This window comes from Bradyrhizobium sp. USDA 4011 (assembly GCF_054063415.1).
In genome coordinates, this window is the sequence record NZ_JBSSGG010000001.1 from 7,518,110 (window position 1) to 7,539,704 (window position 21,595).

The window sequence follows — 21,595 nt, forward strand, 5'->3', positions numbered from 1 at the left end:
TTCACGAAGCAATCCATGCTCACCTCGCTTCGCTTCTCGCAATGACGGTTACGCCTTTGCGAACTTCCCATTCCGCAAAAACGCAAGCGTCTGCGCGATCGCCTCGCGGTTGCGCACCAGCCAGGGATGTGAGGTGCGGATCACGATGTGATCGGCCATGCCGTCGAGCCGGGTGTTGGCGACCGACACCCGGCCGTCATGCGGCCGCGGCAGGCCCATCGACGTGATCGGATAGACCGAGCGGTTGCCGGCGATGATGCCGGCGGGATAATCGATCGCCGGCAGCAGCGCGCTGGTCGCGGCATCGCGGCGGGTGACGAGCTGCTGGCCAGCCGGGCCGAAGAAGGCACGATAGGCCGCGAGGTGTTTCAGGCGGTCGGCGATCTCGCTGCCGCCGTTCGGCGTGCCCAGCATCACGACGCGGCCGAGCCGCGCGGGGCGATGTCGTGCGAGGTAGACGCGGGCGAGCAGGCCGCCCATCGAATGGCAGACGAAATGCACGGAGCCATCGAGGCTCTGCGCGAAGCGATCGAGTGAGGGGTGGATATCCTCGGCCAGCGCATCGAGTCCTTTGCGCCGGCTGTCATAGTCGAGATTGAGGGTGGCAAAACCGGCATCCCTGAGCGCCAGCTCCATCCTGCGAAACGAGCGCGCCGTCCTGCTGATGCCGTGCAGCAGGACAACGCCGTCAGGAGTGGACGCCGCGGGACGCCGTTCGCTCACTTATAGTCGCGCTCTTGCCACCACGGGAAGTAGTCGGGCATGTCCGATGACACCTTGTTCTTGAACTGTGCCGGGCGCTTTTCCAGGAACGACACCACGCCCTCCTTGACGTCCTCGGAGCGGCCGCGGGCATAGATGCCGCGGCTGTCGACCTTGTGCGCCTCCATCGGATCGTCGGCGCCCATCATGCGCCACATCATCTGGCGGATCAGCGCCACCGACACCGGCGCGGTCTTGGCCGCGAATTCCTTGGCGAGCGCGCGCGCGGTCGGCAGCAGATCCTCCGGCGGCACCACCTTGCTGACGAGACGGCCGGCGAGCGCTTCCTGGGCCGGGAAGACGCGGCCTGAGTAGCACCACTCCAGCGCCTGCGAGATGCCGACGATGCGCGGCAGGAACCAGCTCGAGGCGGCTTCCGGCACGATGCCGCGCTGGGAGAACACGAAGCCGAACCGCGCGGCCTCCGAGGCAATGCGGATATCCATCGCAAGCTGCATGGTGACGCCGATGCCGACCGCCGGGCCGTTCACCGCGGCGATCACAGGCTTCAGGCACTTGAAGATGCGTAGCGTCACCTGGCCGCCGCCGTCGCGCACCTGCGGATCGCTGTAGTCGACGCTGCCGTCGGCATTGCGCTTGACCGGACCGCGCCGCGCATCGCGATCGAAGGTGTTGGCGCCGGACGAAAGGTCGGCGCCGGCGCAGAAGCCGCGGCCTTCGCCGGTCACGATGATCGCCCTGACGTCGTCGTCCTTGTCGGCCTTGTCGAACGCGTCGATCAGCTCCTGCTGCATCGTGGCGTTGAAGGCGTTGAGCTTGTCGGGCCGGTTCAGCGTGATGGTCAGGATCTGCTCGGCGACCTCGTACTTGATCGTCTCATACGCCATGGGGATGATTTCCTCTCGGTTTTCTTGAATGAACGGCGCTGGCGCGCGTCTCCATCCAGTTAACCCGGCAATCATCCCTTGTGAAGAAGAGGGATGAGCGGTGTGGTTCCGCGCATCCCGATTTGCGTTGAGGCGCTACTTCTTCGGCGGCGTCGGCCACGGCTTCTGCGGGCCGCGCAGGCCTTCGAACGCCTTGCCCATGCCGAGCACGCCGATGTCGTCGAAGCGGCGGCCGATGATCTGGACGCCGATCGGAAAGCCCTTTTTGTCGTAGCCGCCGTTGATCGACAGCGCCGGGTTCTCCGACATATTCCACGGCACGGTAAAGCAGATGTGCTCGAACGGCTTTGCGGGGTCGTTCAGTGGTGCTGCGAATTCCGCCGGGAAGTTCACGACGGGCGACACCGGCGAGATCACGTAGTCGACCTCGCAGAACAGTTTTGCAGCGGCCGCGCGGATCGCCATCGTCTGGTTGAAGCCGCGCACCACATCGACGCCGGAGAGCTTTGCGCCGGCCTCGGCCCAGTTGAGGATGTAGGGCAGGGTCTTGCCGCGGTCGGCCTGCGACAGTTTCGACAGTTCGTCCCAGGTCCGCGCACGCCAGAAATTGTCGAGCCCCTCGAGCATCTCAGGCGTCAGGATGCCGTCAATCTCGGTGATGACGGCACCGGCGGACTCGAACGCCTTCGCCGCCTTGACGGCGACCACGCGAACCTCCTTCTCGACCTTCTGGCCGGATCCGGCATCGAGCATCAGCCCGATGCGCAGCTTGCGCGGCGACTTTTCCAGCGCTTTCCAGTTCACCTCGAGTGCCGGCAGGCTCATGCCGTCGCGGCGATCCGGGCGCGACAGCACGCTCATCATCAGCGTCGCGTCGTCGATGGTGCGGGTCATCGGCCCCGCCACGCGGCCGACATAGGGCGGGTCGATCGGAACGCGGCCGAGACTCGGCTTCAGGGCGACGAGGCCGCACCAGCAGGCCGGCAGCCGCACCGAGCCGCCGATGTCGGTGCCGAGATGCAGCGGGCCGTAGCCGGCGGCTCCGGCCGCGCCGGCACCGGAGCTCGAGCCGCCGGGATTCTTGCTGACATCCCAGGGGTTGCGGGTGAGGGGATGGAACGACGACAGCCCCGACGACAGCATGCCGTAATCCGGCATCGTGGTCTTGGAGAAGATCACGCAGCCGGCTTCACGCAGCCGCGCGGCAGGCGGCGCATCCTTCTCGGCGGGCGCGAGCTTGACGCTTGCGGCACCCAGCGGCACCGGCTGGCCCTTGGTCGCGACATTGTCCTTGATGGTGACGGGCACGCCGTCGAGCGTGCCGACCGGCTCGCTCTGCTGCCAACGCTCGGTCGCGGCCTTCGCGACCTTCCGCGCGCCTTCGGGGTCGTACAGATACAGCGCCTTGATGTGCGGCTCCCAGGTCGCGACCTGGGAGATGATGTCCTCCAGCACCTCGGACGGCGAGAACTGCTTGGCACGGTAGCCGGCGAGCAGGTCGACGGCCGAGAGATCGTGCAGCGACGTGATGGTGTCCGCTTTCGGCTTATGCATACGCACCTGCCGGCATGCGTTTCTCGATGATGCGCGCGAACATGCTGGCGCCGATCGGCAGGATCTTGTCGTCGAGAACGTAACCGGGATTGTGCACGGGCACCGAACCCTCATGGCCGACCCAGAAATACGCGCCGGGAACGGCCTGCATCATGTCGGCGAAATCCTCGCTGCCCATCTTGGGGGTCGAGCGGGTGATCACCTTTGCCGGATCGACGACGGTGCGCGCGACTTCCTCGACGACGCGGGACTGCTCTTCCTGGTTCACCAGTACGCTGAAGCCGTCGCGGATCTCGACCGAGATTTCGGCGTCATAGGCCGTCGCAAAGCCGGCGGCGATTTCGCGCATCCGCTTGCGGATCAGCTCACGGATCTCGTCGGAGAAGCAGCGCACCGTGCCGCACATCCAGGCTTCGCCGGGAATGACGTTGTACGCCGACCCGGAATGGATCTGCGTGATCGACAGCACCGCAGCCTGCAGCGGATCGACGTTGCGGCTGACGATCGACTGCAGCGCTTGTCCGAGCGTCATTGCGATCACGACCGCGTCCTTGGACCGCTCCGGCATCGCGCCATGCGCGCCGTAGCCCTGGATCCTGATGTCGAAGAAGTCGGCCGCGGCCATTGCCGGGCCCGGCAGGATCGCGATCTCGCCATGGTTCAGGTCGGGCGCGTTGTGCAGGCCGTAGACCTCGTCGCAGGGGAACTGCTTGAACAGGCCGTCCTTGATCATCGCGCGGGCGCCGCCGAGGCCTTCCTCGGCCGGCTGGAAGATGAAATGCACGGTGCCGTCGAAATTGCGGGTCTCGGCGAGATAGCGCGCCGAGCCGAGCAGCATCGTGGTGTGGCCATCATGGCCGCAGCCATGGAAGCGGCCGGGAATGGTGGAGCGCCACTTCAGATTGGTGTTCTCTTCCATCGGCAGCGCATCCATATCGGCGCGCAGGCCGATCTTCTTGCTGCTGTTGCCCTTGCCCTTGAGCACACCGACCACGCCGGTGCCGCCGAGGCCGCGATGCACCTCGATGCCCCAGCTCGTGAGCTTGTCGGCGACGATGCCGGAGGTGCGGACCTCCTCGAAGCCGATCTCGGGATGCGCATGCAGATCCCGTCTGATGGCGGTGAGTTCGTCGGCAAAACTGTCGATGCGCTCAATGGTCGGCATGATCTCTATCCGTTTGTGCGTGATGGGGAGGAGGGGGTGAAAGCGGGGCCGTTAGGCTTGATACGAATGCCGGGACGCAAATGTTTCCACGGCAGTGTGGCGGTATCGGCCGGCATTGCGCCGGGCGCGGCGCAGATCAGCAGTTTCTCGGCGATCGGCTCGAAATCGGCGCGGAAATGCACCGAGCTCTTGTTGACCAGGATCTTCTGCGTGGTCGGCTCGATGCCGACATAACGGTACATCGACTGGTCGGCAAGCTGGGCCTTGTAGGAGCCGACGACGACGCGGACGTCGCCGACCCGCAGGCAGGCCGAGGGCCCCATATCCATGTCGCGGCCGCCGAAATACGGGCCGGGTGCAACGAACTTGCCGTCCGAGAGCTGTTCGACCACGAAGGTCTCGCGGTACGGCGCGTCGCCGGGAATGCCGGACTTGCCGCCGAGCTCGAGCGTGACGGTCGCGCCGACGCCAGCAGCATGCGCGGCCTTCGCCGATTGCGGGTCGTAGATCACGCCCGTTGCGGCACTCGCTTTGTTGCGCACCAGCGCGCGCAGCATGCCCGTGGTGTCGGAATCGCCGCCGGCGCCGGGATTGTCCTGGGTGTCGGCGATGATGATCGGCTTGCTGGCCGACTTCGCCAGTTCCATCGCCAGCTGCACGCCTTCGTCCGGCGAATAGATCCGGCCGTCGAAATCGTCCTCATGGCTCTCGACCAGGGCGACGACCTTGTCGGCCGCCGCATCTGCATCGGCTTGCGTCCGGCCATAGGCGAATACGCTCGGCCCGCAATCCCTGAAATCGGCGGCCGGGAAGCCCGGCGCAAACGACAGCGTCGGAACGGCCTCGCTCTCGAGGGCGGCAAGTTTCTGATAGATGCCCTTGGTCGGCTGGTCGTTGGTGCATTGCCAGCTGATCGGGATCAGGAACGGCAATTGCCGGAATGCCTTGGCAAACCGCTGTCCGGACTTGAGCATCAGCGCCAGATGCCGGGCGCAGGCGCGGCCGGTGTCGGCCATGTCGACATGCGGATAGGTGCGGTAGGCGATCAGCGCATCGGCATGCTCGATCATCTTGGGCGAGACGTTCGCATGCAGATCGAGGCTCACCACCAGCGGGAGATCATTGCCTATGGCCTTGCGCACGCGAGCAAGTGTCTCGCCTTCGCCGTCGTCATAATGCTCGGTGACCATGGCGCCGTGCAGGTCGAGATAGACGGCATCGATAGGGCCGGCCGCGATGATGCCGTCGACCATTTCCGTCACGATCCGCTCGAACGCGTCCCTGCTCACATGCGCCGACGGGCTCGCGGCGGCGAAAATCGTCGGCACCAGCTCCCAGCCATTGGCTTCCGCGGCCTCGACAAAGCCGGCGAGGCCGACATTGATCTTGCGCATGACCTTGAGCAACTCGGTGCCATGCGTCATCGACGGCCAGCCGCCGCCGTGCACGAAGGCGTCATAGGTTGCCTTCGTCGGTGCGAAGGTGTTGGTCTCGTGCAGGAAGCCGCCAACGGCAATGCGGGTCATCAAGTTGGTCTCGATACGTTTCTTCGATCATGATGCGAACGGAACGGTTCGCGCCACGATCTCGTTTCATTGGTTTGAGCGCGATATTCCGGCGAACCGGTGTCCACCTTCCGGCCCACGCTCTAGCGCGCGACGTTAAGCGTGTCGTCGCGCCAAGCGCAAGCCGTCGAGCACTTCCGGATTTGCATGCCCTATGGGCGTAAAGGCCCAACGCTAAGCCAAGGCAGAGACCAAGGCTGAGACTGAGGCTACGGCTAAAGGCTTAGGCCGTTGCCACGAGGCCTTCCGAAACCGGGCGGAAATTCGCAAAATCCCAGCCGCGCCCGGGCGCAGCCTCGAGCAGCGCACGGGTGTAGGCCTGCTGCGGATTGGTCAACACCTCGGCCGCCGGTCCCTGTTCCACGACACGGCCACGTTGCATCACCGCGACGTCGTCGCAGATCTGCGCGGCGACGCGCAAATCATGCGTGATGAACAACAGCGCGATGCCGAGCCGCCGCTGGATTTCGTCGAGCAGATTCAGAACCTGCGCCTGCACCGAGACGTCGAGCGCGGACACCGCCTCATCCGCCACCAGCACGTCGGGGTCGAGCGCCAGCGCGCGCGCGATCGCGATGCGCTGGCGCTGACCGCCGGAGAACTGGTGCGGATAGCGCGAGATCGCGTCGGGCGGCAGGTGGACGAGCTCGAGCAGCTCGCGGGCCCGCGCCAGCGCATCCTTGCGCGGCATGCCGTAATTGACCGGGCCTTCCGCGATGCTCTCGCCGACGGTGACGCGCGGATTGAGCGAGCGGTAGGGGTCCTGGAAGATGATCTGGATCTTCTGCCGATGCGGCTGCAACAGCCGGCGCGACAGTTCGGAGATCTCGCGGCCGACGAGGCGCACCCCGCCCGAGGTCGGATCGATCAGGCGGACGATGCAGCGCGCCACCGTCGATTTGCCGGACCCGCTCTCGCCGACGATGCCGAGCGTGCGGCCCTTGCGCAAAGTGAGGGTGACGTTGCTGGCGGCGGCGACCTCGCGGGGTTTGCCGAACAGCGACCGCTCCCGGTAGACCTTGCTGAGCTCGTTGGCTTCCAGCACCACCGGCTCGGTCGTGTCCGGGCGCGGCGCGCGCGGCACGAGGCTCGGCACCGCGGACAGCAGGTTGCGGGTGTATTCCATCGTCGGGTTGCGCAGCACCTCTTGCAGCTGGCCGGCCTCGACCAGCCGGCCATGCCGCATCACCGCGACGCGGTCGGCGATCTCCGCCACCACGCCCATGTCGTGGGTGATGAACAGGACGGCTGTGCCGTGGTCGCGTTGCAGGTCGCGGATCAAAGTAAGGATCTGCTTCTGGGTGGTGACGTCGAGCGCGGTGGTCGGCTCGTCCGCGATCAGGAGCTTCGGTTCCAGCACCAGCGCCATCGCGATCATGATGCGCTGGCGCTGTCCGCCCGACAGGCGGTGCGGGTAGGACGAGAAGATGCGCTCCACGTCCGGCAGCCGCACATGCTCCATCATCGCCAGGATCTTCTGACGCCGCGCGCGGGACTCGAGATCGGTATGGGCGCGCAGCACCTCGTCGATCTGGCGGCCGACCGGCACCACCGGATTGAGCGCGGTCATCGGCTCCTGAAAGATCATCGCCATCCGCGTCGCGCGCAGCTGGCGCAGCCGCCGGTCGGTCGCGGTGAGCAGTTCCTCGCCGACCAGCTTGACGCTGCCGCCGGACGGCACCAGCGTGCCCTTCTGCAGCAGGCCCATCGTGGTCAAAGAGGTCACCGACTTGCCCGAGCCGCTTTCGCCGACAAGGCAGAGCGTCTCGCCCTCGCGCACCTGCAGCGACAGGTCGTCGATGATGCGGTGCGCGTCAGCCTTGCGGCCGAGACCGACGACGAGATTGTTGATGTCGAGGACGACGTTGGCAGAGTTGGTTGTGGTCACTTGCCCTCACGCTGTTTCATGCGGGGATCGAGCGCGTCGCGCGCGGCGTCGCCGATCAGGTTGATGCTGAGAATGGCGATCGAGAGCAGCAGCCCCGGCCAGAAGATCAGCGACGGCTTGATTTGGAAGTAGGCGCGGCCCTCGGCCATGATGTTGCCCCAGGTCGGCGTTTCCGGCGAGATGCCGGCGCCGAGGAATGACAGGATCGCCTCGGTCAGGATCGCGGATGCGCAGACATAAGTGCCTTGCACGATCAGCGGCGCGATCGTGTTCGGCATCAAATGCCGCCACATGATCTTCGGCAGGCTCGAGCCGAGCGAGATCGCGGCCTCGACATAGGGCTCCTCGCGCGCGGTCAGCACCACCGAGCGCACCAGCCGCGCCACGCGCGGGATCTCGGGGATGGTGATCGCGACCATCACGGTCCAGATGCTGGCGCCGGACAGCGACACCACGGCGATCGCGAGCAGGATGGCGGGGATCGCCATCAAGCCGTCCATCACGCGCATCATCACGGCATCGACCCAGCGGAAGAAGCCGGCGACGAGGCCGATCAAGAGCCCGATGGCGATCGAGCAGACGGCGGCGCCGAGCCCGATCAAGAGCGAGATCCGTGCGCCATAGATGACGCGCGACAGCAGGTCGCGTCCATACGCATCGGTGCCGAGCAGGTATTGCGCGCTCGACGGCTTCAGCCGCTGCGACGGCGTCAGCAACAGCGGATCGTGCGGCGCAAGCAGTGGCGCGAAGATCGCCATCAGGATGATCAGGACGAGGCAGATCGTCGCAACCGCGATGATCGGCGTCGACGCCAGGAAGCCGAACTTGACGCGGAACGGCCGGGTGACGGGGATGGAGGATTCGGGAAGGGTTTCGATCGCCATTGCTCAGTACCGGATACGAGGATCGAGCAGGGTGTAGGCAACGTCGATGAGCAGATTGACTGCGACATAGATGCCCGACGTCAAGAGGATCATGGCCTGGATCACCGGATAGTCGCGCGCCAGCACCGCATCGACGGTGAGACGGCCGATGCCGGGCAGGTTGAACACGCTCTCGGTGACGACGACGCCCGAGATCAGCAGCGCGAAACCGGAACCGATCACGGTGATGACCGGAACCGCGGCGTTGCGCAGCGCATGGCGCAGCAGCACGCCGGTCTCGCCGATGCCCTTGGCGCGCGCGGTGCGCACGTAATCCTCACCCAGCACGTCGAGCATCGAGGCCCGCGTCATGCGTGCGATCAACGCGACGTAGATGAAGGAGAGGGTGCAGGTCGGCAGGATGATGCGCTCGAAGAACGGACCGAAGCCGGCCGAGATGCTCTTGAAGCCCTGCACCGGCACCCAGCGCAGATCGATCGCGAACACCTGGATCAGCACATAGCCGATCACGAACACCGGCACCGAGAAGCCGAGCACTGAAAGCCCCATCACGCAGCGGTCGATCCAGGTGCCGTGCTTCCACGCCGCGATCACGCCGAGCGGCACCGCCACCAGGATCGAGAGGACGATGGTGGCCAGCGCGACCGAGATCGAGGGCTCGAGGCGCGGACCGATCATCTCCAGGATCGGCTTGTTCGAGATCAGGGAGACGCCGAGGTCGCCGTGCAGCAGCTTGGCGACCCAGGTATAGAACTGGATGTAGATCGGCTCGTTGAGACCAAGCGAGGTGCGGATGCGATCGAGCTGTTCCGGCGTCGCATTGTCGCCGGCGAGAATGGCGGCCGGATCGCCCGGCGTCAGCCGCAGCAACAGGAACACGAACAGAGCCACCACGCCCATCACGGGAATGGCGGCGAGGATGCGGCGGAGCAGATAGCCGAGCATCGTTGCTATCTCCTGCCGTCAGATGGTGCGAAGCGAAGGCTGGGCCGCATCATACTCATAGTGTCCCCGTGATGTGTCTCATGCGCTTCTGCGTCTTGTCTCAAGGCTAGCGCGAACGTGATGAATTTGCAGGCAAATACTGTGCCAATGGCGACGTTATATCAAGGCGCGGTTCAGGCCGTTGGAAGCCTCCCTTGGTTTGAAGCTGCTATTTCGAATTGCACATGGCGCAATGCGCCACCGACCTGAAACGACAAGTCCATTCACGCTCGCATCACGCCGCACCAGTTGGCGACGAACAGTGCGATGCTCTGCGTCGTCTTGCGAAGGCTGTCGAGCTCGACACGTTCGTTGAACGCATGCGGGCCGATACCGTAAGGACCATAGCAAAGTGCGGGGATGCCGTAGTCGACGCAATAGTAGCGGGTGTCGTTGACGGCCGTGGACAGCCGCTCCTGCATTGGAGCCTGGAAGACGGAGTGATGGGCGGCGGACAGAGCTGCTTCCGCTTCGCTGCCGGGCTCGCACACCGCTGCGTCCGCCTGGAAGCCACTCCACACCAGCTCGGCCGGATTGTCGGACAGGAAGTCATCGGCCTTGTGCGCCTCAGTCAGGCATTCCTCGATGCCGCGCATCGCCTGCTGTGGTGTTTCGCCCGGCAAGAGGCCGAGCCGGCAATCCAGCTCGCACCAGGCCGCGGTCGAACTGGCCCAATCGCCGCCTTTGATGATCCCGACGTTGAACTTGATCGGATTCTTGACGCTGCGGAACCAGCTGTTGTCGAGCGCCCGGGCATTGAGCGCCTTGGTGTAATCCTGAAACGCGCGCACCAGATGCATCGCCGACAGGATCGCGCTGGTACCGGCCTCGGAATAGGCGACATGCACCGGCGTGCCGCGGACGCGCAGGCGGAACCAGACGGCGCCGACCTGGGCGCGCGTGAGCGTGTGTCCGGTTGGCTCTGGAATGAGGCAGGCGTCGGCGCGATAGCCGCGCATCAAGGTCGAAAGCGCGCCGTTGCCGGTGCTCTCTTCCTCGGTCACGGTCTGCAGATGGACGCGTCCGGCCGGGGCATAGCCGGCATCGCGGATCGCATCGAGCGCGAAGATCATGGCCGAGACACCGGCCTTCATGTCTTGCGCGCCACGCCCGAACATCCAGCCGTCGTGCACGGCGCCCGCGAACGGCGGCCGGTCCCAAAGGTCAGCGGGCCCCTCCGGGACGACGTCGATATGACCTTGCAGGATCAGGTTGCGTCCGCCGCCTTTGCTGTTGAGCGTCGCAACGACCTGCTGCGATCCGGCAAGATCGATGCCGTCCATTGGCGCAGCCTTCGGATGGCTCATCAGGTTGACGTCGGCAAGGCTGAACGCATCGACGTCGTAGCGGCGCTTTGCGAATTGCTCGGCCAGCCAACGTTGTTGCGGTGCTTCCTGTCCGCGCAAGCTGCGGAACTGCACCATGCGCGACAGGAATGCGATCTGATCGTCGAAGTTTCGATCGACGGCCGCGCACAGCTCCGCGGCAATCTGATCCGGCTTGGTCAGCATCTCACGCGTGTCCGCCACCCCAATGCGCATTGTCCCCTCCCGCGCTGAAGCGCTTTTCCCCAATATGACGCTAGTCGTTGTCATGCGGTGTTTCTCAGCGAATTCCGACTTGGCCACACGCAAATACGCTCATATTCTTCCTCGTCGGCTGGATAATTAGGGGAAAGCTGCGCGGGCGGTCTCGGTCGCATCGACCTGCGACGGCACCATCGAGGGCGCGTCGAGGTCGCGCCAGTCATCAATCGCGCCTGCCACCATCTGCGCCGTCGCGGCGGACAGCGTCCAGCCGAGATGACCATGGCCGGTGTTGTAGAACACGCCCGGAAACCTTCCGGCGCGCACCACCGGCATCATGTTCGGCATCATCGGGCGCAGGCCGGCCCACGGCACGACCCTCGACGTGTCGATGCCGGGAAAATGCTGCCGCACCCAATCCACCAGCGGCTGGATGCGGTCGGCGCGAATGTCGCGGTTGAAGCCATTGAACTCGGCGGTGCCGGCGACGCGGAAGCGGTCGGCGCCGAGCCGGCTGGTGACGATCTTCGCGGCTTCATCGAGCAGGCTGACGGTTGGCGCAGCGTCCTGGCTTTGCGGCGCATCGAGCTGCACGGTGATCGAATAGCCCTTCACCGGATAGACGTTGACGCGGTCGTTGAGCAGGCCTGCGAAGTGCCGGCTCGCGACGCCGGCGCAAATGACGATGCCGTCCGCCTGCAACTCATGTCGCGTCGCGACGCCAGCATCGTGCGAAGCGGCTTCGTTCCAGCTGATGTGGAAACCGTTGTCGCCGCGCGCGATCGCGTCGACGTCGGCTTCATGGACAAAGGTTGCGCCGCGGCGGATGCATGCGTCGGCAAGGCCGCGCGTGAACTTGTGGATATCGCCGGTTGCGTCCGATGGCGTGAAGAAGCCGCCATAGCAGGTCGTCTGCAGCGCGGGCTCGATGTTGCGGATTTCGTCCGCCGTCACCGGCAGGCGGTCGAGCCCGCCTTGTTGCAGCAGCGTGTTGACGCGCAGGCCCGCCTCGAAGCCGGCCTTGTCGTGATAGACGTGCAGGATGCCGCGGCGTTCGAGATCGAAGGCGATGTTCTCGCGCTGTGCGATCGAGAACAGATGCTTGCGCGCTTCGATTGCGAGCCGCGTGGTCTCGATGGTGTTGGTGCGATAGCGGCCGATGTGGCCGACGAACTCGCCGATCCAGGAATATTTGTGCCAGCTCGGCTTCGGATTCATAAGCAGCGGCGCGTCGCTTCGAAGCATCCAGCGCAGCCCCTTGAGAATGGTCGCGGCGCTGTTCCAGACTTCGGCGTTGCTGGCGGAAAGCTGTCCGCCGTTGGCGAACGAAGTTTCCATCGCGGCGTAGCGATGCCTGTCGAGGACAGTCACCCGGTAGCCGCGTTCGAGCAGGGCATAGGCCGTCGTCACGCCGGTGATGCCGGCGCCAATGATTGCGATGTGAGGCATGGTGGTCTTCAGGCTCCCGTGGGTTAGAGTCGCCGAACCACCGGTGACACCGGCGTCGGCGCCCCATCTGTCACGGTACCTGAGAGCTTGATCCGCATCGGGCCTGGGCCGGATGACAGACTATCCCCTTCGGTGGACGTCACGGCCCTTGATGCGGTCGTGTCCGTCTCTCTCCAGATCGTCCTGACGATACAGTCCTTTTGCCTGAGAGTTTCCGGGGCGGTTGCTCCGTCGGCGCCGAAGCAACAACACGAACGTTGTGGCTTCGATCTCTCCCGCATCGTCGCGTTGGACGGCCGGACCGTAGGCGAAGCCTCAAAAATGGACAAGGCTAAATTTCGATCCGGCAGTGCCAACGTGTTGTGCAGTGCAAATCGATGTCAGTCCAGCGTCGCCAGCAGCGCCGCCATCAGGCGGCCGCGCTCTGCGAGGCTCTCGATCTCGATATGCTCGTTGAGCGTATGTGCATCGGCGCCGCGAACGCCGAGGCCGTCGAGGGTCGGGATGCCCATCGCACCGGTGAAGTTGCCGTCCGATCCGCCGCCCGCGCTGCCGTGCGGCAGATCGAGGCCCATCGCCGCTGCAAGGCCCTTGGCCTTTTCATAGAGCGCCATGGTGCCGGCATCCGGCTCCCATACCGGGCGGGTGACGCCGCGCGTCACCTTGAAGGTCACGTCGTTGGCGGTGCCCGACAGCGCCAGCATGCGCTCGACGCCGCGGTCGAGATCGGCCTGGCGCTTGGCCATGCTGAGCGCTTCGCCGGTGCAGGTCGTTGCGACGCAATTGACCCATTGCCCGCCATGCACGATGCCGACCGAGAAGGTGCAGTCTTCGGTGGTCATGCCGTCGATCGCAATGATTTGCCGGGCCATTTCGCGGATCGCGGAACGGCCGGAGGACAACGTCGCGCCGGCATGGCTCGGCTTGCCGACAGCTTCCAGATTGAAGCGCGCAATCGCGTAGCGGCCGGTGACGACGCCGTTGTTCGGCCGTCCGGGCTCCGGCACCAGCACGTATTTGTTGCGCGCGGCTTCAGCCTCGATGATGTCGCGCGTCGACGGCGTGCCGACCTCTTCATCGGGCGTGAACAGCACGGTGATCGGCAGCGGCGTCGTAAAGGAGGCGCGCGCCAACTGCCGGATCGCCTCGATCGACAGATAGTTGCCGCCCTTCATGTCGAAGATACCAGGCCCGAAGCACTTGCTGCCTTCGCGCCGCCACGCCAGCTTTTCGATGGTGCCGACCGGGTGCACGGTGTCCAGATGGCCGGCGATGAGGATGCCGGGCTGGCCTTGTTTCGGATGGGGAAAACGGGCGCGGACGCAGCCGGCGAAGCCCTGGCGTCCCGCGATGCGTTCGATCGTCGCACCCATGACCGCCATCTCGCGCGCGGCGAGGTCGAGCATGCGCTCGACTGCGGCCGCATCCCATGTCGGGCTCTCGCATTCCACCCAGCTGCGCAGCCCCTGCAGCATCGCTTCGGAATCAAAAGGAAGATTGGCGGGGTTCATGTCTTTTCTCTCTTGTTGTTTGTGCGCGCCGATACGCGTTCGGGTGCCGTACGAAAAGCTCGGAAGACGACTTTGTAAAGTCAAATGCGCTGAACCTGCCGCTCATTCGTTCGTATACGTTCGATCCTGCCGGAAACCGATTGACGCGCATTGCGCTTGATGCAAGTCTCGATTTCACAAGCCATACAGCATGTTAGTTCGCCTAAATAACGAACCGCATGCATAACGAATAAGCCGGCTTTGACCAGTTACACGTCAGGAGAAATTGCATGTTCCCTATCTCGCGTTGGAAGCACGGCACGCTAGCGGCTGCGTTGACGGCGCTCGCGCTGTCGTTCGCGCCGCAGGAATTGTCCTTTGCGCCGAAGGCCATGGCCGCGGGCAAGACCATTACCGCGGTGATGCATTCGGATCTGCGCGTCATCGATCCGATCCTGACCACCGCCTATATCACGCGAGACCATGGCTACATGGTCTACGACACGCTGGTCGCGACCGACTCCAACTTCAAGATCCAGCCGCAGATGGCCGACTGGAAGGTGTCCGACGACAAGCTCATTTACACGTTCACGCTGCGCGATGGCCTGAAGTGGCACGATGGTACGCCGGTGACCGCGGAAGACTGCGTCGCTTCGCTGAAGCGCTGGGCCAAGGTCGACGGCATGGGCCAGAAGCTGATGGACTTCACGGCGAGCCTCGAGGCCACCGACGCGAAGACGATCACGCTGAAGCTGAAGGAGCCCTACGGCCTGGTGCTAGATTCGATCGGCAAGCCGTCGTCGCGCGTCGCCTTCATGATGCCGAAGCGGCTCGCCGAAACGCCGCCGGACAAGCCGATCCCGGAGCAGATCGGCTCGGGTCCGTTCAAGTTCGTCCAGGCCGAATTCCAGCCGGGCGTGAAGGCGGTCTATGTCAAGAACAACGACTACGTGCCGCGCAAGGAGCCGGCGAGCTGGACCGCTGGCGGCAAGGTCGTGAAGGTCGACCGCGTCGAGTGGGTCACGATGGCCGACGCGCAGACTGCGATGAACGCGCTGCAGTCCGGCGACATCGATTTCCTGGAGAACCCGTCGTTCGACATGTTGCCGATCCTCGAAGGCGACAAGGACCTCAAGGTCGAGACGCTGAACAAGTTCGGCTTCCAGACGCTCGGCCGCATGAACTTCCTCTATCCGCCGTTCGACAACATCAAGGTTCGCCAGGCGGCGCTGATGGCGGTCAACCAGAAGCAGGTGCTCGACGCGCTGGTCGGTAATCCCAAGTATTACAAGACCTGCGTCGCCTTCTTCATCTGCGACACGCCGTTTGCGTCCGAGGTCGGCGGCGAGACGTTGTTGAAGGGCGGCGACATGGCGGCGGCCAAGAAGGCGCTTGCCGAGTCCGGCTATGATGGCACGCCGATCGTCATCATGGCGCCGGGGGACGTCACCACGCTCAAGGCGCAGCCGGTTGTTGTCGCCCAGCAGCTGCGCGACGCCGGCTTCAAGGTCGACCTGCAGGCCACCGACTGGCAGACCGTGGTGACTCGCCGCGCCAGCCAGAAGGCGCCGAAGGACGGCGGCTGGAACATGTTCTTCACCAACTGGGTCAGTGCCGACGTCTCCAACCCGATCGCCAACCTCTCGATCGGCGGCCAGGGCAAGAATGGCGGATGGTTCGGCTGGGCCGACGATCCGAAGATCGAACAGCTGAAGGACGCCTTCGTTCGCGCGCCGTCGCTCGACGAGCAGAAGAAGATCGCGGCCGATATCCAGAAGGAAGCCTACGAGCAGGTCATCTACATTCCGCTCGGCCAGTATCAGGGTCCAAGCGCCTGGCGGAAGTCGCTGTCCGGCGTGATCGACGGTCCGGCAACCCCGATCTTCTGGAACATCGACAAGTCGGAGTAGGCTTGCGGCTTGACGCAACACAAACGGCCGGGACTTGTCCCGGCCGTTTTCGTTTCGCTCAACCGTTCCGCGACGGCGTCTGATCTAGTCCGCGTGACCTGATCTCGCGTTGCTCGTGCTCGACAGGCTCGAGAGCTCTGTCTGTCCGACGCCGCCGCCGTTCATCCAGACCATCGCTCCCGCGGCAAACGCCAACAATCCGCACAGCACGATCGCACTGCGAATCCAGCGCCGGTAGATCGCGCGCTCGTGGGGCGTCGCATCAAGGAATTTCTGTGCGTTGAGCCCGTTGCTGCAATGGGCTGCGTCGTCGCCGTGCTCGAGGACGGAAGCGCCATGATCGGGCGCGGTATTGCCGACAATCCGATTGCGATCAGCAATCCGATTGCGATCCGCAATCGTCATCGCCTATCTCCAACTGATTGATCTCGAAATGTGGGGCCCGCGAAATGTGCGGCCGGAATTTCCAATGCGACGACACTACACCACTTGGCGATCGCGGCATGTGAACCCTGCCACACCCGCAAAACACGATGAGGTGATGCAAGCATCGTGACGCCTCGGCTGCCTGCTCAAGCCGTGGGCGGGCGTGCATCGAAGTCAATTCTCCGCTGTGGTTTCCCGACCGCTTCACCCTCGGCGTCGACGGTCAGCGGTGGCCGTGCCGCATCGCATGGAAGAAGCAGAAACGGCTCGGACTGGCGTTCGAGTGGGGCTCGCCGCCAGGCGCGGCGCGCCGCACCGATTTGCACGAACAGTTGTCGTCTATTTCACAAACTACCCAGGGTTACCGGGGTATTGTCCGACGGGCCGATATCGGTGCCGCTCCAGGACGCTCTCGCCGTGCGAAGGCAGTGTCCAATATTTCGCTCCTGCGGATTCACCCAGCCTCGGGGAAATTGTGATGACCATCAATGTCAAGGCCTACGCCAACGCCGATGATATCCTGATCGCCTGGCAGCCGGACGCCTGGTCGAGCGACTGGGTCGGATTCCAGCTCGAGCGGCGCAACAACATCACGCAGCAGACGACCGTGCTCTCCAACCGCATTCCGCCGAAGCCCGGCGAGAAACAGGTCGCTGACGCCGGCATCTCCTCGACGCAATCGCCGTTCCGGCGCTGCATCTGGACCGATCACAGCGTCGTCGACACCGACAACGTCTCGTACCGCGTCACCGCGATGAAGAGCGGCGCGAACGGGACGTTCACGCCCGATGCCGCCTCGGTGTCCGCCTGGACGACGCCGGCGGTTGCTTCGGGCGATGCGGGCGGCGGCTTGTCGGCCTATTTCAACCGCGGCACCCTGATGTCGCAGATCGTCAGCCGTTTCGTGCAGGGCGATACCTCCGACGACTCGCTGCGTAATTTCGTCAAGAGCCTCTCCGACCCGGCCAACCAGGCGCGCCGCTACCTGTCAGGCGACGCCCTGCACGAGATCCTGGCCTTTCTGCACGATGCCGATCTCCGCGGCAGCCAGGTCCATGCCGCCATCTACGAGATGAATGACGAGGAGCTGGTCGGCGCGCTGAAGCCGTTCGGCAGCCGCGGCAACGTCCTGCTCGGCAATGGCAGTGCGACCAAGCCGAACATCGCGGGCGAGCTCAGTGGCGCCGGCCTGACGGTCAAGCATCGCGATCTGTCGAATGCAGGCAGGTCGTCGCCCAGCGTCCACAACAAGTTCGTGGTCGAGAGCGACGCGCATGGCAACGCGATCCGCGTGCTGACCGGCAGCACCAACTGGACCACCACCGGGCTGTGCACGCAGCTCAATAACGTGCTGATCATCGAGAATGCGGTGATCGCCAGGCGCTACCTCGATCAGTGGGGCAAGCTGGTCGCCGCGGGCAATGCCATGCCGCCGGCGCTCAAGACGTCGAATTCCAGTCCGACCAGCGACAGCAACATTTCGGTCTTCTTCGCCGCGACCAACGGCGAGGCGGAGTTCAAGCCGGTGCTGGACCTGATCAAGAACGCCAAGGACGGTGCGCTCTTCCTGATGTTCATGCCGGGTCAATCGCCGCTGCTGGATGCGCTGCTGGACCGCGCAGAACAGAACGACATCTATGTCCGCGGCGTGGTGTCGACCATGATGGCGAGCAAGAACGGCGACATCGTTTCGGTCGGCGGGGAGGTCGTCAAATCGGGCGCACCGAAGCAATCCTTCCATGACGACGTCCAGCTGCCGCATGGCGTGAGCGCGACCAACGAACCCTCATGGGCCGACGTCGAGTTCAGCGTCCAGCAGATCCGCAACGCGGGCATGATCGCGATCGTTCACTCCAAGACCATCGTGATCGATCCGTTCTCCGACAATTGCGCCGTCATCACCGGATCGCACAATTTCTCGGTCGCCGCCTCGGAGAAGAATGACGAGAATCTCGTGATCATCCGCGGCAACAAGCAGCTTGCCCAGGCCTATGCGCTGCACATCAACGGCGTCTACGATCACTATTCCTGGCGCGGCTATCTCGGCAGCGGCGGCAATCCGGATCAGATCTATTCGCTCGACGGCTGGAAGCCGGGCGGCGGCAAGGAGCAGGAGCTGGATTTCTGGATGGAGGAGCCGGTGCCGCCACGCCCGACGCGTGGTGGAGGCGGCGGCAGCGCGGCGCAACAGCCCAGCGCGGCGTCGACGAAGACAGCCGTCAAGAAGACCCCCAAGAAAGCCACGAAGAAATCGGCCAAGAAAGCCGCCAAGACGTCGGCGAAGAAGGCGAAGGCCAGCAAGCCGGCAAAGGCGAAGGCCAAGAAGACAAAGGCAAAGAAAACAAAGGCCAAGACGACGAAGAAGGCCAAGGCAAAGAAGGCGAAGGCCAAGAAGTAAGAGCGGTGCGCAACAGGCTGGTGCGGGCGGTGGGACTCGAACCCACATGACGTTGCCGTCGAGGGATTTTAAGTCCCTTGCGTCTACCAGTTCCGCCACGTCCGCATCTTGATTTTATTGAGTTTTCGCAATTTAGACCGAGAGACCTCCCAAGATCCCTCGGCGGTTTTCCAAATCTGGTTTCGTTCCGCTCCGGACAAAACCCCGGCGGGCGCATCTTCTAGCTCTTCGTCGTCAGCCGGGCAAACGCCGGGATAACGTATCGCAGGTGTGAACGGCGCGGTTGGTCCGTTAGTCCGTTCCTGAATTTGTCAACGCGTTGCGAAGCGCCTGGACGCGCTTGTTGAGTGAGATGAGTTCGTCGACCGTCAGGCCGGACCGCTCCAGCAAGGTGTCGGTCAGGCAGCCGGTGCGCGATTGCATCGCCTTGCCGCTGTCGGTCAGGTGGACGCCGACCTGCCGTTCATCCTCCACACTGCGCCGGCGCACCACGAAGCCGGCGCTTTCGAGCCGCTTGACCAGCGGCGTGATGGTGCTGGACTCGAGGGCGAGCCGGTCGGCGATTGCCGAAATCATCTGTCCGTCCTTTTCCCAGAGCACGCTGAGAACGAGGTATTGCGGATAGGTGATGCCGAGGCGGTCGAGCAGGGGCTTGTAGGCACGGTTGATCGCAATGGTGGTCCCGTAAAGCGAGAAGCAAAGCTGGCTATCCAGCGGAATCGGTCCCCGGATTTGGCATGGGAGGGGCCCTTTCGATGTGATTTGCCCAACATATCACAAAAATCATTATCGCGATAAAAAACATCTGGACAAGCAAACCAAGTACGGCTATACGATGATTATCGCGATAAAGATTATCGCGAAATAAACATCCAGGAGAACTTCAATGTCTGTTGTCACCAAATTGCTCGCCGCCGCAGCGTCGCTGGGCCTCGCCACCGCGACGATCCCCACGGCCCAGGCCCAGTCCGCCCCGGTCAAATCGATCGTCCTCGTCCATGGCGGTTTCGTCGACGGTTCGGGATGGGAAGGCGTCTACAAGATCCTGAAGAAGGACGGCTACAAGGTCAGCATCGTCCAGAACCCGACCACCACGCTGGCGGACGACGTCGCCGTCACCAAGCGCGCCATCGCCGCCGCCGACGGCAATGTCATTCTGGTCGGCCATTCCTATGGTGGCGTCGTCGTCACCGAGGCGGGCACCGATCCGAAGGTCGCGGGGCTGGTCTACATCACGGCGTTCGCGCCTGACCAAGGTGAATCGGTCGGCAAGCTGATCGCCAATCCTCCGCCCGGCGCGCCGGTGCCGCCGATCCTGCCGCCAAAGGACGGCTTCCTGTCGCTCGATCACGCGAAGTTCGCCGCCGCGTTCGCGGCCGATGTGAAGCCCGATGTCGCGGCATTCATGGCTGACTCCCAGGTGCCCTGGGGTGTCGCCGCCTTGAACGGCGAGGTGAGCGTGCCGGCCTGGAAGAGCAAGCCGAGCTGGTACCTGGTGGCGACCAACGACAAGATGATCCCGGTCGATGCGCAGCGGATGATGGCCAAGCGCGCCGGTGCCAAGACCGTCGATCAGGCCGGCAGCCACGCCGTGTATGTCTCGAAGCCGGAGGTAGTGGCAAAGGTCATCGAGCAGGCCGCCAAGGGCGTCGGCGACAAGCAGAAGTAACGCAGCCGTCCCTGACCGAGTTCCTGATCGGGCTCAAGCGATGCCCGATCAGGCTCCTGGTCGCAGAACGACGCGGTTGCGCGATGATCCGATCACGGCGGTGTAGGCCGCCTTCGTCTCAGCAAGCGGGTAGATCGAGGACGGGATGATCGGATAGGGGCGCAGGAAGCCGCCGGCGAACCCAGGTAGCACGCTACGCAGCAGCTCTGCGCTTTCGATCGTGGAAAACGCGAGGGTGTCGATGCCGAGATAAGTGTGCCGTCCGCGATAGAATTCCAGGATGTTGAATTTGACCGCCTGGTTGGTCGTGGCAATCAGGATCTGCCGCCCGGCCTTTGCGAGCGAATGATGCGCATCGTCGAAATAGGGGTCACCGACCGTGTTGAAGACGATATCGGCTCCGTGGCCGTCGGTCAGTTCGCGCACACGTTCCGCGACGTTAGCCGCGGAGGAATTGATGATCTGGATCGGGGCGTTGGCGTGGCCTTCGTAGGGTTCGTCCTTGCGCACCACGCCGATCACCTTGGCGCCTTGCCAGGTCGCAAGCTGGACCGCAGCCTGTCCGACCTTGCCGTTGACGCCCATGACGAGGACATGTTCGCCGGGTTTCGGCGCGCCGGCCCGCCGAAAGCCTTCGATGGCTGTCACGAACGGTACGCCGATCCCTGCAGCCTCATCCATTGAAATGCCGTCCGGCTTTTCGACCAGGGCCGCGGCTTCGACGACGACATGGCTGGCATGCGTACCGTCGCGGCGGATGCCGAGGTCGCCCGACGAACCGAACACGGCTTTTCCGATCAATGCGTCCGGCCCTTCGACCACCCGTCCGGAAAAATCACGGCCCGGGGTTCTTGGGAACACCGCATAAGGCATTAATCCCGTGGCGGCCTTGACGTCCGACGGGTTGACGCCCGCGGCTTCGATCGCAACCACGACTTCGTGCGGTTGCCGCGTGAGCGAACGTCTCTCGATGGACGGCGCGATCGCCGCCGCATTGGCAGCTTTGGCATTGAGCCGCACGCAGGTCGCCTCGACGACGACATCGGTCCCCGATCTGGTGATGGCACTCATAGCTCG

At 64.2% G+C, this 21,595-nt stretch carries 17 protein-coding genes, 1 tRNA gene and 2 riboswitches; of the genes, 3 read left to right on the forward strand and 15 right to left on the reverse strand.

From position 1 onward, the window contains the following. Positions 1-48 precede the first annotated feature (48 nt). The 11 genes from ACVW1C_RS35505 to ACVW1C_RS35555 form a co-directional block, all read right to left on the reverse strand. Complete coding sequence (locus ACVW1C_RS35505; protein WP_456762229.1) at positions 49-723, reverse strand: esterase/lipase family protein; 675 nt, start codon at positions 721-723, stop codon at positions 49-51. Beyond that, positions 720-1,610: a crotonase/enoyl-CoA hydratase family protein gene (locus ACVW1C_RS35510; protein WP_229169103.1), complete on the reverse strand. Its 891-nt coding sequence runs from the start codon at positions 1,608-1,610 to the stop codon at positions 720-722. The genes ACVW1C_RS35505 and ACVW1C_RS35510 overlap by 4 nt, the downstream gene beginning before the upstream one ends. A 135-nt stretch (positions 1,611-1,745) precedes the next feature. After that, positions 1,746-3,164, reverse strand: coding sequence for an amidase (locus ACVW1C_RS35515; protein WP_456762230.1), 1,419 nt, complete (start codon positions 3,162-3,164; stop codon positions 1,746-1,748). Next, positions 3,157-4,329, reverse strand: a complete 1,173-nt coding sequence (locus tag ACVW1C_RS35520) for a M20 aminoacylase family protein (protein WP_456762231.1) — start codon at positions 4,327-4,329, stop codon at positions 3,157-3,159. The genes ACVW1C_RS35515 and ACVW1C_RS35520 overlap by 8 nt, the downstream gene beginning before the upstream one ends. Positions 4,330-4,334: 5 nt before the next feature. Continuing rightward, a complete protein-coding gene (locus ACVW1C_RS35525; protein ID WP_456762232.1) occupies positions 4,335-5,855 on the reverse strand; it encodes a M81 family metallopeptidase in 1,521 nt (506 codons plus the stop codon). Between the two features lie 262 nt (positions 5,856-6,117). Beyond that, complete coding sequence (locus ACVW1C_RS35530; RefSeq protein ID WP_456762233.1) at positions 6,118-7,782, reverse strand: ABC transporter ATP-binding protein; 1,665 nt, start codon at positions 7,780-7,782, stop codon at positions 6,118-6,120. Then, positions 7,779-8,666 (reverse strand): ABC transporter permease, encoded by an 888-nt coding sequence (locus tag ACVW1C_RS35535; RefSeq protein ID WP_456762234.1) that lies wholly within the window; start codon positions 8,664-8,666, stop codon positions 7,779-7,781. Before ACVW1C_RS35535 ends, ACVW1C_RS35530 begins: the two co-directional genes overlap by 4 nt. Positions 8,667-8,669: 3 nt before the next feature. Next, positions 8,670-9,611, reverse strand: coding sequence for an ABC transporter permease (locus tag ACVW1C_RS35540; RefSeq protein ID WP_456762235.1), 942 nt, complete (start codon positions 9,609-9,611; stop codon positions 8,670-8,672). 263 nt (positions 9,612-9,874) lie between these two features. Then, positions 9,875-11,161 carry an ArgE/DapE family deacylase gene (locus tag ACVW1C_RS35545; protein WP_456763257.1) on the reverse strand — a complete coding sequence of 429 codons (1,287 nt, stop codon included), beginning with the start codon at positions 11,159-11,161 and terminating at the stop codon, positions 9,875-9,877. Positions 11,162-11,317: 156 nt separating this feature from the next. Further along, entirely contained in the window at positions 11,318-12,625 is a 1,308-nt protein-coding gene (locus ACVW1C_RS35550; protein WP_456762236.1) for a D-amino acid dehydrogenase, read from the reverse strand. 65 nt (positions 12,626-12,690) lie between these two features. Continuing rightward, positions 12,691-12,804: riboswitch (glycine riboswitch) on the reverse strand. 3 nt (positions 12,805-12,807) lie between these two features. Continuing rightward, positions 12,808-12,913: riboswitch (glycine riboswitch) on the reverse strand. Positions 12,914-13,005: 92 nt separating this feature from the next. Further along, positions 13,006-14,136, reverse strand: a complete 1,131-nt coding sequence (locus ACVW1C_RS35555; protein ID WP_456762237.1) for a M20/M25/M40 family metallo-hydrolase — start codon at positions 14,134-14,136, stop codon at positions 13,006-13,008. A 269-nt stretch (positions 14,137-14,405) separates the two neighbouring features. Here ACVW1C_RS35555 and ACVW1C_RS35560 point away from each other — a divergent pair, with 269 nt between their 5' ends. Beyond that, entirely contained in the window at positions 14,406-16,025 is a 1,620-nt protein-coding gene (locus tag ACVW1C_RS35560; protein ID WP_456762238.1) for an ABC transporter substrate-binding protein, read from the forward strand. Between the two features lie 84 nt (positions 16,026-16,109). Here the strand turns inward: ACVW1C_RS35560 and ACVW1C_RS35565 are convergent, their stop codons facing one another. Beyond that, the gene (locus ACVW1C_RS35565; protein ID WP_456762239.1) at positions 16,110-16,430 is read right to left on the reverse strand and encodes a hypothetical protein; all 321 of its coding nucleotides are present in this window, start codon (positions 16,428-16,430) and stop codon (positions 16,110-16,112) included. Between the two features lie 499 nt (positions 16,431-16,929). On the opposite strand from ACVW1C_RS35565, the gene ACVW1C_RS35570 reads away from it, so the two are divergent. Then, positions 16,930-18,849 carry a phospholipase D-like domain-containing protein gene (locus ACVW1C_RS35570; RefSeq protein WP_456762240.1) on the forward strand — a complete coding sequence of 640 codons (1,920 nt, stop codon included), beginning with the start codon at positions 16,930-16,932 and terminating at the stop codon, positions 18,847-18,849. An 18-nt stretch (positions 18,850-18,867) separates the two neighbouring features. Here the strand turns inward: ACVW1C_RS35570 and ACVW1C_RS35575 are convergent. Next, positions 18,868-18,954: transfer RNA gene (locus ACVW1C_RS35575), tRNA-Leu, on the reverse strand. A 186-nt stretch (positions 18,955-19,140) separates the two neighbouring features. Further along, the gene (locus tag ACVW1C_RS35580; RefSeq protein WP_456763258.1) at positions 19,141-19,581 is read right to left on the reverse strand and encodes a MarR family winged helix-turn-helix transcriptional regulator; all 441 of its coding nucleotides are present in this window, start codon (positions 19,579-19,581) and stop codon (positions 19,141-19,143) included. A gap of 154 nt (positions 19,582-19,735) precedes the next feature. Between ACVW1C_RS35580 and ACVW1C_RS35585 the strand changes: the two genes are divergently transcribed. Further along, complete coding sequence (locus ACVW1C_RS35585; RefSeq protein ID WP_456762241.1) at positions 19,736-20,518, forward strand: alpha/beta hydrolase; 783 nt, start codon at positions 19,736-19,738, stop codon at positions 20,516-20,518. Between the two features lie 48 nt (positions 20,519-20,566). Here ACVW1C_RS35585 and ACVW1C_RS35590 read toward each other — a convergent pair whose 3' ends face one another. After that, complete coding sequence (locus ACVW1C_RS35590; protein WP_456762242.1) at positions 20,567-21,589, reverse strand: quinone oxidoreductase family protein; 1,023 nt, start codon at positions 21,587-21,589, stop codon at positions 20,567-20,569. Positions 21,590-21,595 lie beyond the last annotated feature (6 nt).